We start from the raw sequence: 15700 nt of genomic DNA on the forward strand, positions 1-15700 counted from the left end.
ATCCGCGAAGACCTCAACGTCCCAGTCAAGGACGGTGTTGTCACCAGCGATGCGCGTATCTTGGCTTCGCTGCCGACCATCAAGCTGGCCCTGGAAAAAGGCGCGGCCGTGATGGTCTGCTCGCACCTTGGCCGTCCGACCGAAGGCGAGTTCTCCGCCGAGAACAGCCTCAAGCCTGTCGCTGACTACCTGAGCAAGGCCCTGGGCCGTGAAGTGCCGCTGGTGGCTGATTACCTCGGTGGCGTTGACGTCAAGGCCGGCGACATCGTGCTGTTCGAAAACGTGCGCTTCAACAAGGGCGAGAAAAAGAACGCTGACGAACTGGCCCAGCAATACGCGGCCCTGTGCGACGTGTTCGTGATGGACGCCTTCGGCACCGCCCACCGCGCTGAGGGTTCGACCCACGGCGTGGCCAAGTTCGCCAAAGTCGCTGCCGCTGGCCCGTTGCTGGCCGCTGAACTGGATGCACTGGGCAAAGCGCTGGGCGCACCGGCTCAGCCGATGGCAGCCATCGTTGCCGGCTCCAAAGTGTCGACCAAACTCGACGTGCTGAACAGCCTGAGCCAGATCTGCGATCAACTGATCGTCGGCGGCGGCATCGCCAACACCTTCCTCGCGGCGGCCGGTCACCCGGTTGGCAAATCCCTGTACGAGCCAGACCTGCTGGACACCGCGCGCGCCATCGCTGCCAAAGTCAGCGTGCCGCTGCCGGTTGACGTGGTGGTTGCCAAGGAATTCGCCGAAACCGCAGAAGCCACCGTCAAGCTCATCGCTGACGTTGCGGCGGACGACATGATTCTGGACATCGGCCCGCAAACCGCAGCCAACTTCGCTGAGCTGCTGAAATCGTCGAAAACCATTCTGTGGAACGGCCCGGTCGGCGTGTTCGAATTCGATCAGTTCGGCAACGGCACCAAAGTGCTGGCCCAGGCCATCGCTGAAAGCTCGGCATTCTCCATCGCTGGCGGTGGCGACACCCTGGCCGCGATCGATAAATATGGCGTGGCTGAGCAAATCTCCTACATTTCCACCGGTGGTGGCGCGTTCCTCGAATTCGTTGAGGGCAAAGTGCTGCCAGCCGTAGAAGTCCTGGAAAGCCGGGCCAAGGCCTGAGGCCGCCCGTTTGGCCAGGCAAAGGAGTGTTTACATGGTCAAGTCGTTAGCACTGTTGTTGCTGACCGGTACGCTGGCGGCCTGCGGGAGTAACCCGAAGGCCGAAGCCACGCCGGCGCCGAGCGAGTCGCAGAAGGGCTGCTATCAGGCTGACTGGCAGGCCGAAACCAACCCGGTGCTGAACAAGCGTTCCGGGCCGGACGGTCTGGACAAATACGAGACGCAAACCCCGGCCAAGGAACATGGTTGTCCTTGACGGGTCTGACTCTTTAACTCAGGGCTGGCGGCGTGCGCCGTCAGTCGAGGAACACGGATGAAAGGCTTGATCGCCATTGCGGCGTTGGCACTGTTGGGCGGTTGCGCGCAGTTGAACCTGTTTCAGTCGTCTGCTCCGGCGGACAACTGGACCACCTGGACCTGCGACAGCCAGGCCAAAGTGCTGTGGCGTTACGCCGATGCCGGCCAGAAGGAAGTCGACGTTCGACTGGGTGGCGGGGATCAGGTCTATCGCCTGAAAGAAGAGCCGGGCGCCTCGGGCACGTTGTACAGCGACGGCATGCTGGCGTTTCACGTCAAGGGTGACGAGGGCCTGGTGTACTGGGTCGCCACCAATGACCTGATCGGCCGCGGCTGCAAAGCGCAGTAATTGACACACCACAGATCCAATGTGGAAACCGATCCAACTGTGGGAGCGAGCTTGCTCGCGAAAGCGGTGGATCAGCTTGCATCAATGCTGAATGCCAAGCCGCATTCGCGAGCAAGGGTTCTGTGTAGCTCTCAGGATTTTGCTTTATCGAATCACCAGACCGGGCTTCAACCCCCGATCTGCAATCACTTGAATAGCCGCCGCCGCTCCGGCAGGCTGGCACGATTAACGACCCTCAACCGGGAGAGACACACACAATGGCACTTATCAGCATGCGCCAGATGTTGGACCACGCAGCCGAATTCGGCTACGGCGTTCCAGCTTTCAACGTCAACAACCTTGAGCAGATGCGCGCCATCATGGAAGCCGCTGACAAGACTGACTCCCCGGTGATCGTCCAGGCTTCGGCCGGCGCTCGCAAATACGCCGGCGCGCCTTTCCTGCGTCACCTGATCCTCGCCGCGATCGAAGAATTCCCGCACATCCCGGTGTGCATGCACCAGGACCACGGCACCAGCCCTGACGTCTGCCAGCGCTCGATTCAACTGGGCTTCAGCTCGGTGATGATGGACGGCTCGCTGGGCGAAGACGGCAAGACCCCGACCGACTACGACTACAACGTCCGCGTTACCCAACAAACCGTGGCCATGGCTCACGCCTGCGGCGTATCGGTAGAAGGCGAGCTGGGCTGCCTGGGTTCGCTGGAAACCGGCATGGCCGGTGAAGAAGACGGCATCGGCGCCGAAGGCGTTCTGGATCACAGCCAAATGCTGACCGACCCGGAAGAAGCCGCGGACTTCGTCAAGCGCACCCAGGTTGATGCGCTGGCCATCGCCATCGGCACCAGCCACGGCGCCTACAAGTTCACCAAGCCACCGACCGGTGACGTGCTGGCAATCGACCGCATCAAGGAAATCCACAAACGCATCCCGAACACCCACCTGGTGATGCACGGTTCGTCCTCGGTGCCACAAGAGTGGCTGGCGATCATCAACCAGTACGGCGGCGACATCAAAGAAACCTACGGCGTGCCGGTTGAAGAAATCGTCGAAGGCATCAAGTACGGCGTGCGAAAAGTCAACATCGACACCGACCTGCGTCTGGCGTCCACCGGCGCCATGCGTCGCCTGATGGCCACCAACCCGAGCGAATTCGACCCACGTAAATTCTTCGGCGCGACTGTGACCGCGATGCGTGACGTGTGTATCGCTCGTTATGAAGCGTTTGGTACTGCCGGTAATGCTTCGAAGATCAAACCGATCTCGCTGGAAGCGATGTACCAGCGTTATCTGAAGGGTGAGTTGAACGCCAAGGTTAACTAAGCCTGAGCGTTAGACTGATTTAAAAAAACCCGCCGTGAGGCGGGTTTTTTGTGGGCGACTATTTCGCCTGACGAAGTTGTCTAAAAGTAAGAGCAACCCATAATGCTTCGAAGATTAAGTCGATCTTGCTGGAGGCGATATATCAGCTTTATCTGAAGGGCTGAATGCTAAGGTTAACTGATTCATCCTGTTTCATAGGTAATGAAGGATGTCAGACTTTTGTGAATTTGATTCCATAGGTTTGGCCTACATTCGGCCCGCCGTATTTAACGGTAACTGTACCTTCCAAGTAACTATCGGTTCCATCAGATGATTTCATGGCAATAGTCAGAGTGCTTGGGCCATGGTTGAACTCATCTCTTTTTTTGGCATCTGATTTCGCTTGGAGAGTAAAGGTCCTGGTGGGCTTTGTGTAGGTGCCAGTGACGACGAAGTCAAGTCCGCAATAGGCCATGTTGCCATTGCTTATGTTGCCATTTTGCTGGCCTAGATCGTCAAATTCGAGTTTGGCAGCATGTTCCTCGCTGGCGTTAAATACGAAGCCATTGTAAGTTTTCATGATGTTTACCTTATATGTATTCAGGTATTAAAGTTAAATGGGTTGTCTCGTATTACGTCGATGAGATTAAGCGAGAAGTTGTTGCGGGTAACCTGTAATAAATGACAGTTTTTAATAATTTTTCGCTATGAGGTTTTGATTTTTTAATAAAAAAGGAAATGGCAACAGGAGATGATGTCAAAAATGGACGGTTTTTTTATTAAAATATCGGTGAAAGCGATGTGTCAGTGTTATCTGAGGGGGGGCTTTAAGGCTAAGGTTAAATAAGCTTGGGCAGTAAAACTGCCGATTCAAAAAACCGCCGTGAGGCGGTTTTTATGTGCGCGGTGATTTCTCGCGGTTACGACGCTATCCAAAAGTCAGAGAAAATGGCGCTGCCGCGTGCTCAATGGCGTTGACCACATGAGGCGCCTGTTCGCGATATTGGGGATAGCGCTCAAGCACCGCTTCAACCGAAGCAAGCAGATGCTGAATGCGCTCTTTGGGTTGGTCGATTTCACAGGTATAAGCAAATTCCAGAAGCCCTTGTCGCGAGGCAAACATTGATTTGTTGCCTGCCAGATCCAGAGCCAAAACGTCTTCCGGAATATAAGCCGTGGTGTTGACGATGTCGTAAGCCGGTGCCAGATGCGCATCGCGTTGAGTAGGTTCTGAATAGAGCAATCCGAAGTTTTTCAAATGAGCGTCGCCGTTTCCGACGATGCAGCTCAGGGCGACGCTATCGAAGAGTTGATCAAGCGACGTACGCCAGTGTCTCACCGGGCAAAACACTCGGACAGCCTTGGCGATTGCCGCATAACTTTTACTGTACTTCTGATTAGCGGACAGCCCCATCAGCACCGCCATGTCTTCAAACCCAATCGGATCGAGCTGGTCGTCGCGGTCAAATCGGCGCATGACAAACAGTTTGGCGTTGTCGGAAAGGTAAAACGGTGGAACGGGAATCCCCGCCTCTTTCGCCATGGACATGCAAAGGAATTCGTTGATCGCCAGGCCCGGGAATTCGCCTCTGCCACTCTTGATGATCAGATCCGAGGTTTTGGATGTCACTCTCGGCAATGCAATTTCTTGCCGCTCCGGCACCAGCAACTTGGGTTGAACACCTGAAATGCCTGCCCGCAGGATGTAGCGATCAAGCATGTCGGCGAAGATATCTTCCGTACCGTCCCACGTGAGAATCTCTTCGAGTTTTTCTCCCGGAAATTCTTGCGCCTGCAACAATGCATCAACGGTTTCAGAGCGTACATGAACCCTGCCAATCGGCGATGTACTGCCGGAAAGCGCCAGTAGCAGCATCGGGTCGACGTTCACAGTTTTGGCCAAGCGGTTGCGCAACTGCTCCAATACATAGCCTTCTGGCAGGTTCATCTGAAAAACAGGGTGCAGCTCGCGCCGACGAAATTCGTCATGTCGCACAGGCATCGAGAGGCTGATCGCCATTTGTGGCGATGCATCTTCGTGATAACGGAAAGTGAAATCCTCGGCATCGCTGAACAGTCTGCCGCTATTACCTTCAGGGGTACTGACTTGAAGAGAGGACATTTTCATTCGAATAAATCTCCAAGCTCTTCAAGGGTTGGCATCGTTGCTGGAACCACCGAGAACTCGCAGTCCAACGCAGCCAAAACCCGCGCGTAAGCGTTCATGCCAACAGAAAGGGTGCCTTTCTCCACCGCGATGACTTTGTATCGCGTCAGTCCCGCCAGATCGGCGAGCTGCGCCTGCGTCAGGCCACGATTTATACGTTTTTCACGTAATTGAATGCCGAGACGGGTAATCAAAAGAGAGTAATCCATGTTGCGCTACCGTCACATTTTTATGTCAATGTAGCGTATGCGGAACATTTAATCTAATTGGCTCAAGAAGCCCGCCGTGAGGCGGGCTTTTTTGTGGACGACTACTCCTTCAGTTCAACGTGATCCAGCGCCTGATTCACCGCCAGTTCACCGAGCATGACCACCTGCGCGATGCCTAGCGCAGTCTTGCGGTGTGAGGTGTCGAGCATGGCGGCGAAGTTGTTGAGCATTTCGCTGGCTGAACCCAGGGTTTCGCTGGCGTTGGCCAGCAGCGATTCGGTGTTGTACTTCGGGTTGGCGAGGTACATGGGCTCGGGTTTGTGCGTGCTGGCCATGATGAAGACCGACGGTTTTAGGTAATGGTCGAGGGCGCGTTCGGCGGCGTCGTTGAGTTTTCTGGAATCAAGAGATTCGTAGGGCGATGCGGGGTCTGTTTCTGGCGGGTGTGGCGTTGATTTGATCATGTTTCGTCTCCGGTAATGGAGCCGACACCGGATCGCTACTAAACGAAGAGGGTGGCAGCTGAACGCAGGTTAGTAGACCGGGGAGACGCGACCGGCGCACCCGAAGGCGCCCTGCGTACAGCTACCATCAAGTGCAGGCTTAGAAATACCTGACTGAACGGATGCACATACGCTTCGCGTAACCACGGGCTACTAAACCCGATCACTGGAAATCAGTGACGCGAATCAAGTTACCGATGGCCCGCCAGGCGCACAAGCCGGCGGATTCTGGCGTAGTGGTAGGCAACGGCGCAAGCTGTTGTAGGCATCCGGACGTAACTGCTGACAGATCTAAACATCGCTGTTTAAAGGCTGGATTTAAAACAGGTCAACCGAGCATCCAGCGCTTCAACTGAACGAATAATCCGCCGGAAAGCGGTGTCTGCGCACTTGCATGAGCGCAGTGTATTGACTGGGGAAGAGCCTTCTCTTTCAAGTGATAACCGGTCAGGGCATGGCGCCCGCCTTCCGTGGCATGAGCGCGGATGGCGCTGAGTGTCGGGTAACCTCTCAAACAGTCCATTTCTCCTTGCCAGCTGTCTTTTGCATCGGCGATGCCGGTCATGAACCAAACGTCGGTGTAGGTACTGTCTCGGTGGTAATAAGACCCGGCAATCGGGTAGCTCTGAGCGTTATCTTTCAGCGTGCCCCACAACTGACCGTTGTTTGCGTTTGCATGGGTAATGTCTATGCAAAAGCTGTTGTCGTCGTTGCAGAAGTTTCCGAGTGGACCTGGCATGGGCGGCTTCTTGGCGGATTGATGTGTCAACCAACGTTATCGGGATTGGTTAACAGAGCCAACTGTCAGGTCTGACAGGTTTTTATATCTTTTTTGGATTTCCCTACGTTTTTAAGTCCGTGTTGAATGCAGCGGAGATGGGTGCTGTGCCTGAAAAGGGGACAGATTTATTAAATTTATCCCTCCCCTCGGTATTTTTATTAGCGTCCGCACTACTTCGCAGGTCCTCTAGATCGTTTTGAAATCCGAATTCCGTTGATGTTTTCAATTGGGTCGGTGAAACGTGGACCGGGTGTCAATTGCCCGCATTGAAGCGCGCCTCTTATCAACTGCAATTCGGAACATGGCATGGCTTGATCCACGAACTCTCTGTAACGGGCAAGGCGGGCTGGATGGTCCAAGCTACGTCCTTTGAAACCAGGGCTTTCATCCAGCCAATTGTTCTTATCTAGATTCGTTCATTGAGTTGCTAAGAAGTCTTTTGCTATGCTTTTTAAGTATAAGAACCTGTCAGATCTTACAGGTGTGGAAAATTTTTTAGCCATTTATTGTAAGGGCTCATTTATCCATCAGGATGGAAAAAATGCAAAAGGACAAAAGAGCTATCAGTGTTGGTGTTGGCGACGTTCACATGTTTCTGACGATTCCCGGTGGGGAAAGCTTTACCGTCTCGATTCGTGGAAGAGAGTTTTTGGAACACAGTGGAGAATCTTTTAGCTTTAAGTTTCTTCAGGATTTAGGCAGGAATGAGTTCTATATTGGTTCCAGAATCGACAAAAAACTTCCACTTAACGTGGCGTACAAACTAGGCGAAATCGGCACAGCTGCCCACGCGCATCTGGAGTTGGACGGCATTGATAACTCAAGGAATGCCCAGGGCTTTGTTTGTTTGGAGCGAGGCGGAGATTATCCTAAGGGTGTGATCTTTTGTACTGAAGAAAAAGCATTTAATTTGATTGCGATGTTTGATTTCAAAAGTAGTTAATCTTGGTCTTTACTGCGATGTCAGTAACATACGGCAGACTTTAAAAAGTCTGCCTGTTTTTATTCCATGTCATCAATAATTGATGCTCAGGTAAGTGCCCTGTTATTTGTCATGATCAATATCCAGCTTGCTGAATGTTACTTGCCCGCCCTCACTCGTATACCCGGTGTTGTCCTGCACATAAACCCCAGCCTTGAAGTACAACGGCTTGTCCCGCCACGTCGCACTGATCTGTGAATCCCACTGATAACCCGCCGCACTCACACCTAATGCACCGCCAGGACTCAAGTGGATGAGGTAATTGAATTCGCGATCCAGTTTGATTCCGGTAGCCAAGGTGATGACGCGGCTTTCATCCTCGTCCGGATGCATGCGCACCTTTATCACCAGATTGCCGGTCTGGGTTTTTTCTTTGTATTGGTATTCGAGTTTGACCATCGGCTTCTGGCTTTCATAAGCATGAATCTGGCCGATGACGATCTTGCCGGAACTCGGCACTTTGTTGACCGTGAGGGTTGCGCGCAACAGGTTGTCGGCGTCCGGGTAATACCAGTTGCGCAAAGTGCCGTTGCTGTAGGTTTCGCGCAGTTCGGTGCGCGGGTAGATGGCGTTTTCGGTTTTTGACCCGGTAACCGGTGACCAGAAGAACAAGGTGCCGGTGTCGGAATGGAAGTATTGATCTTTGAAGCCGTTCACCAGTTTGGAGGTTTCGACGGTGTATGGCGGGCTGCCAACGGGAACGCTGAGGTTCCAGGTTGCGAGATCGATCATGTCGGTTCTTCCACTCAAGTTTCACTGCACGTACGTGCCAGAAGCTCTAGCCCGCACGTTTTGGGGCGGCCTTTATAAGCGTAGAGGGAAAATTTGTTAACGCCCGTTTGGCAGATGATTGACGTCAACATCCTGTCGAAATGCCATCTCTGCCGGTTTCCGGGGGCTTAAGCGGTGACCGTTAGTCGGCAAATTCACGCTTTGGTTAAATGATGGCCTGATGACAGCTTCTGCTTTCTTGGATCCAGTACTAGAGTGAAGGCTCAGTATGTGTGCGGTTTTTACCGGAAACCGACCGAAAGTCCCGACAAGAGAAGCAGCATGGAATGCGCGCAACCCCCGCCAGGTGAAGGCAGCTCTGTCCTTTTGATCGTTGATGATTACCCTGAAAATCTGATCAGCATGCGCGCGTTGCTGCAGCGCCAGGATTGGCACGTCCTCACCGCAGCCTCCGGTTTCGAAGCGCTCAATATCCTGCTCTCGCACGACGTCGATCTGGTGCTGCTGGATGTGCAGATGCCGGGCATGGACGGCTTTGAAGTGGCGCGTCTGATGCGTGGCAGCCAGCGCACGCGCCTGACGCCGATCATCTTTCTGACCGCCAACGAACAGTCACAGGACGCCGTGATCAAGGGCTATGCCAGTGGCGCGGTGGATTACCTGTTCAAGCCGTTCGACCCGCAGATCCTCAAGCCCAAGGTGCAGGCGTTGCTGGAACACCAGCGCAATCGGCGCGCCTTGCAGCGCCTGAGTCATGACCTGGAAGCGGCGCGCGCCTTCAATGCGTCGGTGCTGGATAACGCTGCCGAGGGGATATTGGTAGTGGGCGAGGACGGCTTGATCCGCTTTGCCAACCCGGCGATTTCGCGGTTGCTGAATGCACCGGTGAAGGAGCTGGAAGGTAAGGAGTTTCTCGATTTTCTACAGAAGCCGCACATTCCGCTGTGGGCTGATTCCGAGTTTTATGCCAGCTACAAGCGTGGCGAGACGTTGAGGCTGCACGACGCCTTGCTGCGCACGGCGCCCGGCCAGCAAGTGCCGGTGGCGCTGTCCTGTGCGGCGTTGCCCGCCGAGCAACACGCGATGGTGGTGACTGTGCTGGACATGTCGGTGGTGCGTCACCTGCACCAGCAGCTCGAATTTCAAGCAGTGACCGATCCACTGACCGGGTTGCTCAACCGCCGCGGCTTTTACCAGACCGTTGAAAATCTGCTGTTGCGTGGTGAGCGCAGTGATAGCAGTTGGGTCTTGCTGTATCTGGATCTCGATGGCTTCAAACGGGTCAACGATTCACTCGGTCACGATGCTGGCGATCGGGTGTTGCGCTGGGTCTCCGAGCAATTGAAGGCCTGTCTGCGACCGTTCGACATTCTCGCGCGCATGGGCGGTGATGAATTTACTGCGTTGCTCGATCTGGAGTTTCCCGAGCAAGCGGCGAAGATTGCCGAAAAGCTCATCGAGCGGGTGTCGATCTGTCAGCAGATCGAAGGGTTGGACATCGCCCTCGGCGCCAGCATCGGCATTGCCACTTATCCGGACTGCGGCTCGAATCTCGACGGATTGCTGCGCGCATCGGACATCGCCATGTACGAAGCCAAGCGCGCCGGACGTCAGCAATATCGTTTCTATGATCATGAAATGAATGGTCGGGCGCGTTCGCGGCTGATGCTTGAGGAGAGCGTGCGCGCGGCCATCGAGAACCGCGACTTCAATCTGGTGTATCAACCGCAAGTGGCCATCGACAGCGGCCAGATCCGTGGCTTCGAAGCCTTGTTGCGCTGGCAGCATCCGAGCGTTGGCGATGTGCCGCCGGGATTGTTTCTGCCGCTGCTGGAAGAGGCGCGGCTGATCAGTCGCCTCGGCAGCTGGATTTATCATCGCGGTGCCGGGCAGCGCAAAGCCTGGGAAACCCTGTTTGCCGAAGATCTGGTGCTCGGCGTGAGTTTGAGCAACACCCAGTTCAGCCTGCCGAATCTGGTCACCGAGTTGCGCCAGGTCATGGAGCGGCACGCCTTGCAGCCTCGGCAACTGGAGGTCGAGGTCACCGAAGAAGCGTTGATGCAAAACCCCGACGAAACCCGCAAACAGCTGCGTTTGCTGCGCAATCTGGGCGTGCGCGTGGCGCTGGATGATTTTGGTTCCGGGCCGTGTTCGCTGGCACATTTGCGCGATCTGGAACTGGATACGCTCAAGCTTGATCGCCATCTCATTGCGCGATTGCCGGACTCCAAACGCGACGCCTCGCTGGTCAGTACGGTGATCAGTCTGTGCAAACAATACGGCTTGCTGGTGATTGCCGAAGGTGTCGAAACCATTGAGCAATACCAATGGCTGCAAGCTCACGGCTGCGAGTACGTGCAAGGCTTCCTCGTCGCGCGGCCATTGATCGCCGAGGATGCGGCCAGCTTCGCCGAACCGTTTGACTGGAGCGCACTGCCCGGTTGAATTCGCTACACTGGCGCACCTTTTCGAACCGTGTCGCTTGTCCATGACTGTGTTGAAGTACCTCCAGGCCTATCCCGCGCAATTGCAGGATCAGGTGCGCCAACTGATCGCCGAAGGGCGGCTGGGTGAATACCTGAATCAACGCTATTCAGGGCGGCACGACGTGCAAAGCGACAAGGCCTTGTACAGCTACGCGCTGGACTTGAAGCAGGAATATCTGCGCAACGCCCCGGCCATCGACAAGGTGCTGTTCGACAACCGCCTCGACCTGACCCACCGCGCCCTCGGTCTGCACACCACGGTTTCACGGGTGCAGGGCGGCAAGCTCAAGGCCAAGAAAGAGATTCGTATCGCCTCGTTGTTCAAGGATGCCGCGCCGGACTTTCTGAAAATGATCGTCGTGCATGAACTGGCGCACTTCAAGGAGTCGGATCACAACAAGGCGTTCTATAAATTGTGCGAGCACATGCTGCCGGGGTATCACCAGGTCGAGTTTGATCTGCGCGTGTACCTGACGTGGCGGGATATGCAGGCTTAACCGTACGCAACCAGGAAGGTGGGGATGGACGTCAGCAAGACCAAAAGCAGTTTCTACCGCCGCTTGTATGTGGCGTACCTGATCGACAGCGGTCTGGCCCCGAGTGTGCCGACGCTGACCGAAGTGACCGGCATGCCCCGGCGCACGGCGCAGGACACGATTGCGGCGTTGGCGGATCTGGATATCGTCTGTGAGTTCGAGCAGGAAGAGGGCGCGCGTAATCACGCCGGGCGCTATCGGATTCGTGAGTGGGGGGCGATTGATCGCGGGTGGATCGAGCGTAATTTGCGGCAGATCAAGGCAGTGCTCGAGTATCCCTGAAGAGCCCCTCATCGGAACGCCGCCCGCCCAGCCCTCTCCCCGAGGGAGAGGGGGCCGATTGGGGGATATTGGAGAGGTACGCCGACCTGAAAGTGTTGGTGTGAATCCATAATCGACGCGGTTTTTCAGGTCGATGTCTGACGCAAGACAACTCGGTCAGTCCCCTCTCCCACTGGGAGAGGGCTAGGGTGAGGGCTGTTCAGGCGCGACGCATCCCAATGTGTGGAATGTCATCCTCCAGATACTCCTCACCCGCGACAACAAACCCGTATTTACCGTAATACCCCTGCAAATGCGCCTGCGCCGACAGATAGATCGGCACTTGCGGCCAATGCTTCTCCGCCTGTTTCAGCGCCTGTTCCATCATTTCGTGCCCCAGCCCTTTGCCACGACCTTGCGGTGCGGTAATCACGCGGCCAATCACCACGTCACCGCCTTGGGATTCCGGATCCAGCAGGCGCAGGTAAGCCATCAACTGATCATTCTCCCACCCCATCAAATGATAGGTGTCGCCTTCCAGATCTTGACCGTCGAGGTCCGGATAAGCGCATTTCTGCTCGACGACGAACACGTCCGAACGCAGCTTCAACAGCGCGTACAGCTGTTCCTTGCCCAGATCACTGTGATGTTTGCAGACCCACTCGATTGTCATGTGCCGATTCCTTGAACGTGTCGCCCGATACTAAGCGCCTGCGGCAAAGATGTCTTTATGGCGTAAGAGTCTGTGACAAAGGTCAAAATGCCATCATTCCTTTCTGGCAGCCTCGGCGACTTTGTGTAATCTGCAGGAGAGCGCTGTGCACTGGCTTCAATGAGCTAATGTTAGGGCCTGGGTTTTGCCGGTAAGGGGCCTTGGGGTTTTGACTGAAAACATGCTGGGCAACTTGCCCGCTAAGGATTTTCAAGCATGCCGCGTTTGCATCGAGCCTTTGCTTTGATCGGATTGCTCTTGCTGAGTCAGAGCGCTGCAGCGGAGAAACTGCGGCTGGTGTTTGATATCTGGCCGCCCTTTACCGACGACACGCTGGTCAACGGCGGCCTGGCCACCGACATTGTCAGCACCGCGCTGGCCCGGGCCGGTTATGCCAGCGGTTATGAGCAGGTGCCGTGGGCGCGGGCGCTGCTTGGCGTTGGCGAGGGCCGCTACGATGTGTTGGTCAACGCCTGGTATAACGACGAACGGACCAGGCTGGGCCAGTTTTCCGGGGAATACCTGCTTAACCGCATCCGCTTTCTCAAGCGCAAAGACACGCCACTCGACTACTCAAATCTGCAGCAACTGCACACCTACCCGATTGCGGTGGTGCGCGGCTACGCCTATTCGGCGCCGTTCGATGCCGACACGGCGCTGCAGAAAGTCCCTGTGCATAACTTCGCCATGGCCGTGCGCATGCTCGCGGCGGATCGGGTCAAATTGACGCTGGAGGATGAGTATGTGGCGAAGTATTACCTGGCGCGGGAATCCGCCAAGGTGCGTAATTCGGTGGAGTTTTTGCCCAAGCCGTTGAGTGAGAACAGCCTGCACATTCTGGTCAGCCTGAAGAATCCGCAGCATGAGCAGATTGTCGCGGGGTTTGATAAGGCGATTGCGGCGATGAAGGCGGATGGGAGTTATGACAAGTTGTTGAGGCAGCATGGGATGTGAAGGCTGATCCAGAATCCTCTGTGTGGCGGATGGCCTCTTCGCGAGCAAGCTCGCTCCCACATTGAATTCGTGAACGACACAGAACAAATGTGGGAGCGAGCTTGCTCGCGAAGGCGTCCTGTCAGCCAGCGCTGACCTCACTGGTGTCCTTGATCAGGTGTGCCGCCAACGTCCGCAACGGCCCCAACTGCCGGCAAATCAACGCCAGTTGCGTCTGCACCAGCCGCTGCCCTTCATCAATCTCATCAGGCATCTGTTCCAGCTCATTGGCCAGCGCTTCTTCCTCGTCACTCTGAATCGCCACCGGCTGCTTGTTCGCCAGCCCTTGGGCAATTTCGTCGATGCTCGTCGCCAGTTTCACCCCGGCGCCATCAATCAAATGCTCACGCACATCGGCCGGCAACTGAGTCTCGCGATGCGCACCAAGCCCTGACAGATAACTCAACAACGTGTGTGACAGCACCAGAAAGCGGAAACCGACATCCGCTTCCTTACGGAAATGCCCCGGCTCCATAAGCATGTTCGCCAACGTCGTCGACAACGCTGCATCAGCGTTATGCGCATTGCGCCGGGCCAGCCGATAGGCGAGGTCGTCGCTCTTGCCAGCGGCGTATTGCTGCATGATCTGGCGCAGGTAGATGCTGTTGCAGGTCAGGGTGTTGGCCAGCACTTTGTTCAGCCGTCGGCCCTGCCAGTCCGGCAGGAACAGAAACACCGTCAGGCCTGCGATCAGGCTACCAAGCAAGGTATCGAACAGCCGAGGCAGGAACAGCCCGTAACCGTCGCCGACCTGGTTGAAGCAGAACAGCACCATGATGGTGATCGCCGCCGTCGCCAGGGTGTAGCGGGTGGTGCGGTTGGTAAAGAACACCACGCCGGCAGCGATGGCGAAGCATGACTGCACCAGCGGACTCGGGAACAGATCGAACAGCGCCCACGCCACGGTCAGGCCGATGGCGGTGCCGAAGATCCGTTGGCCGAGCTTGCGCCGGGTCGCGCCGTAGTTCGGCTGGCAGACGAACAGGGTGGTGAGGATGATCCAGTAACCCTGCGACGGGTGAATCAAATGCACCATGCCGTAGCCGATACTCAGCGCCAATGGCAGGCGCAGGGCGTGACGGAACAACAACGACGTTGGCGTCAGTTGCGTGCGCAGGCGAATCCAGACGTCCTTGAGGTTGCGCGGTGAGCGGTCGAGCAGGCTGCTGTCGGTCGCATCGGCCAAGGCATCGGGGTTGCTCGCGTCGCTGAGCAAACGGTCGAGGGTGCCGAGGTTGGTGGCCAGTGCGCGCAGCGAGCGCAGCAAGCCGCGCCAGGCCGGATTGCTCTGGATGCGCAGATGTTCGAGGGAGGCATCGAGGTCGCTCAGGGCCTCGGCGAAACTCGCGTCGTAAATGAACGGCTGGCGCATCTGGATCGATTCGGCCAGCGCCCGACAGGCTTTGCCTTGCTGGCGCAACAGGCGTTGGCAGCGGAACAGCACGTCACTGTGGAAAAACGCTTCGGCCAGCGCGTTGTAGGGATAGTGCGAGGAGCTGGCGCGTTCGTGGATGTCTTGCGCGAGGAAATACAGCTTCAGGTAGCGGCTGACTTTCGAACCGGGGCGGCCGTTGCCGACGCGGTGCAGAATGATCTCCTTGGCACTGTTCAGCGCCGCCACCACGCGGCCGTTTTGCTGAGCCAGTTCCAGGCGCCGGGCTTCGACGTCCATCTGCCGGATCGGCTCGAACAGCGACGATTTCAGCTTGAGGTAAAAGCCCAGCTCACGGAACAACCGCGCCAGACTTTGCTGCACCGGCTGGTTGGAAAACAGCGCCTGCCACAACACCGAGAGCAAGCCGTACCACGCGGCACCGGCCACCAGCAGCATCGGTTCATGCCAGAAATCAGTGACCGCACCGCCGCGCTGATCAACGCCGATCATCGTGTACACGGACAGTATCAATGTCGCCGAAGCAATCGCCCCATAACGCTCGCCGAGCGCACCGAGCATGGTCAGGCCGAAACCGGCCAGCGCCAGGGCAATGGCAAAGACGATGGGGTAGGGGAAGAGCAATTCCACCGACAGCGCGGCGATGCTGAAACACACCAGCGTCACGGCGAGAGCGTTGAGGCGGCCCTGCCAACTGTCGTCGGTTTCGGCCAGGGCGCTGGCGATAATCCCCAGGAACAACGGGATCAGCAGGCCCATTTCATCCTGATACCAACACAGCGCCATGCTGCCGGTCAGGGCGATGAACACCCGCACGCTGTAGCTGAATTTATCCAGCGCCCACAGGCGCCGCAAAGACTGACGAAACGAGGTCGAGGACATGAA

Annotated in this window: 17 protein-coding genes; 9 read left to right on the forward strand and 8 right to left on the reverse strand. The window is 56.4% G+C overall.

Going from position 1 to position 15700, the window contains the following annotated elements:
• The 4 genes from ACIF4X_RS23605 to fba form a co-directional block, all read left to right on the forward strand.
• On the forward strand, nucleotides 1-1113 hold a 1113-nt coding region (locus ACIF4X_RS23605; protein ID WP_397483956.1), incomplete at its 5' end, for a phosphoglycerate kinase.
• A 34-nt stretch (nucleotides 1114-1147) separates the two neighbouring features.
• Entirely contained in the window at nucleotides 1148-1369 is a 222-nt protein-coding gene (locus ACIF4X_RS23610) for a hypothetical protein (RefSeq protein WP_007913756.1), read from the forward strand.
• A 57-nt stretch (nucleotides 1370-1426) separates the two neighbouring features.
• Nucleotides 1427-1759: an MliC family protein gene (locus ACIF4X_RS23615; RefSeq protein ID WP_083353737.1), complete on the forward strand. Its 333-nt coding sequence runs from the start codon at nucleotides 1427-1429 to the stop codon at nucleotides 1757-1759.
• A 257-nt stretch (nucleotides 1760-2016) separates the two neighbouring features.
• The gene (gene fba / locus ACIF4X_RS23620; protein WP_007913760.1) at nucleotides 2017-3081 is read left to right on the forward strand and encodes a class II fructose-bisphosphate aldolase; all 1065 of its coding nucleotides are present in this window, start codon (nucleotides 2017-2019) and stop codon (nucleotides 3079-3081) included.
• Nucleotides 3082-3292: 211 nt separating this feature from the next.
• Here fba and ACIF4X_RS23625 read toward each other — a convergent pair whose 3' ends face one another.
• The 5 genes from ACIF4X_RS23625 to ACIF4X_RS23645 form a co-directional block, all read right to left on the reverse strand.
• Nucleotides 3293-3640 carry a hypothetical protein gene (locus ACIF4X_RS23625; RefSeq protein ID WP_397483957.1) on the reverse strand — a complete coding sequence of 116 codons (348 nt, stop codon included), beginning with the start codon at nucleotides 3638-3640 and terminating at the stop codon, nucleotides 3293-3295.
• A gap of 348 nt (nucleotides 3641-3988) precedes the next feature.
• Nucleotides 3989-5188, reverse strand: a complete 1200-nt coding sequence (locus ACIF4X_RS23630; RefSeq protein WP_397483958.1) for a type II toxin-antitoxin system HipA family toxin — start codon at nucleotides 5186-5188, stop codon at nucleotides 3989-3991.
• Nucleotides 5185-5436, reverse strand: coding sequence for a helix-turn-helix domain-containing protein (locus ACIF4X_RS23635; RefSeq protein ID WP_397483959.1), 252 nt, complete (start codon nucleotides 5434-5436; stop codon nucleotides 5185-5187). Before ACIF4X_RS23635 ends, ACIF4X_RS23630 begins: the two co-directional genes overlap by 4 nt.
• A gap of 101 nt (nucleotides 5437-5537) precedes the next feature.
• On the reverse strand, nucleotides 5538-5900 hold the full coding sequence (locus ACIF4X_RS23640; protein ID WP_397483960.1) for a DUF6124 family protein: 363 nt from the start codon (nucleotides 5898-5900) through the stop codon (nucleotides 5538-5540).
• A gap of 367 nt (nucleotides 5901-6267) precedes the next feature.
• Complete coding sequence (locus tag ACIF4X_RS23645) at nucleotides 6268-6678, reverse strand: hypothetical protein (RefSeq protein WP_397483961.1); 411 nt, start codon at nucleotides 6676-6678, stop codon at nucleotides 6268-6270.
• Nucleotides 6679-7261: 583 nt separating this feature from the next.
• Here ACIF4X_RS23645 and ACIF4X_RS23650 point away from each other — a divergent pair.
• On the forward strand, nucleotides 7262-7663 hold the full coding sequence (locus tag ACIF4X_RS23650; RefSeq protein ID WP_397483962.1) for a hypothetical protein: 402 nt from the start codon (nucleotides 7262-7264) through the stop codon (nucleotides 7661-7663).
• A 102-nt stretch (nucleotides 7664-7765) separates the two neighbouring features.
• On the opposite strand, the gene ACIF4X_RS23655 is transcribed toward ACIF4X_RS23650, so the two are convergent.
• Complete coding sequence (locus tag ACIF4X_RS23655; protein WP_397483963.1) at nucleotides 7766-8434, reverse strand: polysaccharide lyase family 7 protein; 669 nt, start codon at nucleotides 8432-8434, stop codon at nucleotides 7766-7768.
• Nucleotides 8435-8755: 321 nt separating this feature from the next.
• On the opposite strand from ACIF4X_RS23655, the gene ACIF4X_RS23660 reads away from it, so the two are divergent.
• From ACIF4X_RS23660 to ACIF4X_RS23670, 3 genes are read left to right on the forward strand one after another with little or no spacing between them, the layout of a single operon-like run.
• Nucleotides 8756-10879, forward strand: coding sequence for a putative bifunctional diguanylate cyclase/phosphodiesterase (locus tag ACIF4X_RS23660; RefSeq protein ID WP_397483964.1), 2124 nt, complete (start codon nucleotides 8756-8758; stop codon nucleotides 10877-10879).
• 43 nt (nucleotides 10880-10922) lie between these two features.
• Nucleotides 10923-11417 (forward strand): M48 family metallopeptidase, encoded by a 495-nt coding sequence (locus tag ACIF4X_RS23665; RefSeq protein ID WP_034153713.1) that lies wholly within the window; start codon nucleotides 10923-10925, stop codon nucleotides 11415-11417.
• A gap of 24 nt (nucleotides 11418-11441) precedes the next feature.
• Complete coding sequence (locus tag ACIF4X_RS23670) at nucleotides 11442-11738, forward strand: helix-turn-helix domain-containing protein (protein ID WP_007913779.1); 297 nt, start codon at nucleotides 11442-11444, stop codon at nucleotides 11736-11738.
• Nucleotides 11739-11937: 199 nt separating this feature from the next.
• Here the strand turns inward: ACIF4X_RS23670 and ACIF4X_RS23675 are convergent, their stop codons facing one another.
• Entirely contained in the window at nucleotides 11938-12390 is a 453-nt protein-coding gene (locus ACIF4X_RS23675) for a GNAT family N-acetyltransferase (RefSeq protein ID WP_397483965.1), read from the reverse strand.
• Nucleotides 12391-12645: 255 nt separating this feature from the next.
• On the opposite strand from ACIF4X_RS23675, the gene ACIF4X_RS23680 reads away from it, so the two are divergent.
• Nucleotides 12646-13383, forward strand: a complete 738-nt coding sequence (locus ACIF4X_RS23680) for a substrate-binding periplasmic protein (RefSeq protein WP_397483966.1) — start codon at nucleotides 12646-12648, stop codon at nucleotides 13381-13383.
• Between the two features lie 121 nt (nucleotides 13384-13504).
• Here ACIF4X_RS23680 and yccS read toward each other — a convergent pair whose 3' ends face one another.
• Complete coding sequence (yccS, locus tag ACIF4X_RS23685; RefSeq protein WP_397483967.1) at nucleotides 13505-15697, reverse strand: YccS family putative transporter; 2193 nt, start codon at nucleotides 15695-15697, stop codon at nucleotides 13505-13507.
• Between the last annotated feature and the right edge of the window lie 3 nt (nucleotides 15698-15700).

It is taken from the genome of Pseudomonas sp. NPDC085632, assembly GCF_044541255.1.
Taxonomy (GTDB): domain Bacteria; phylum Pseudomonadota; class Gammaproteobacteria; order Pseudomonadales; family Pseudomonadaceae; genus Aquipseudomonas.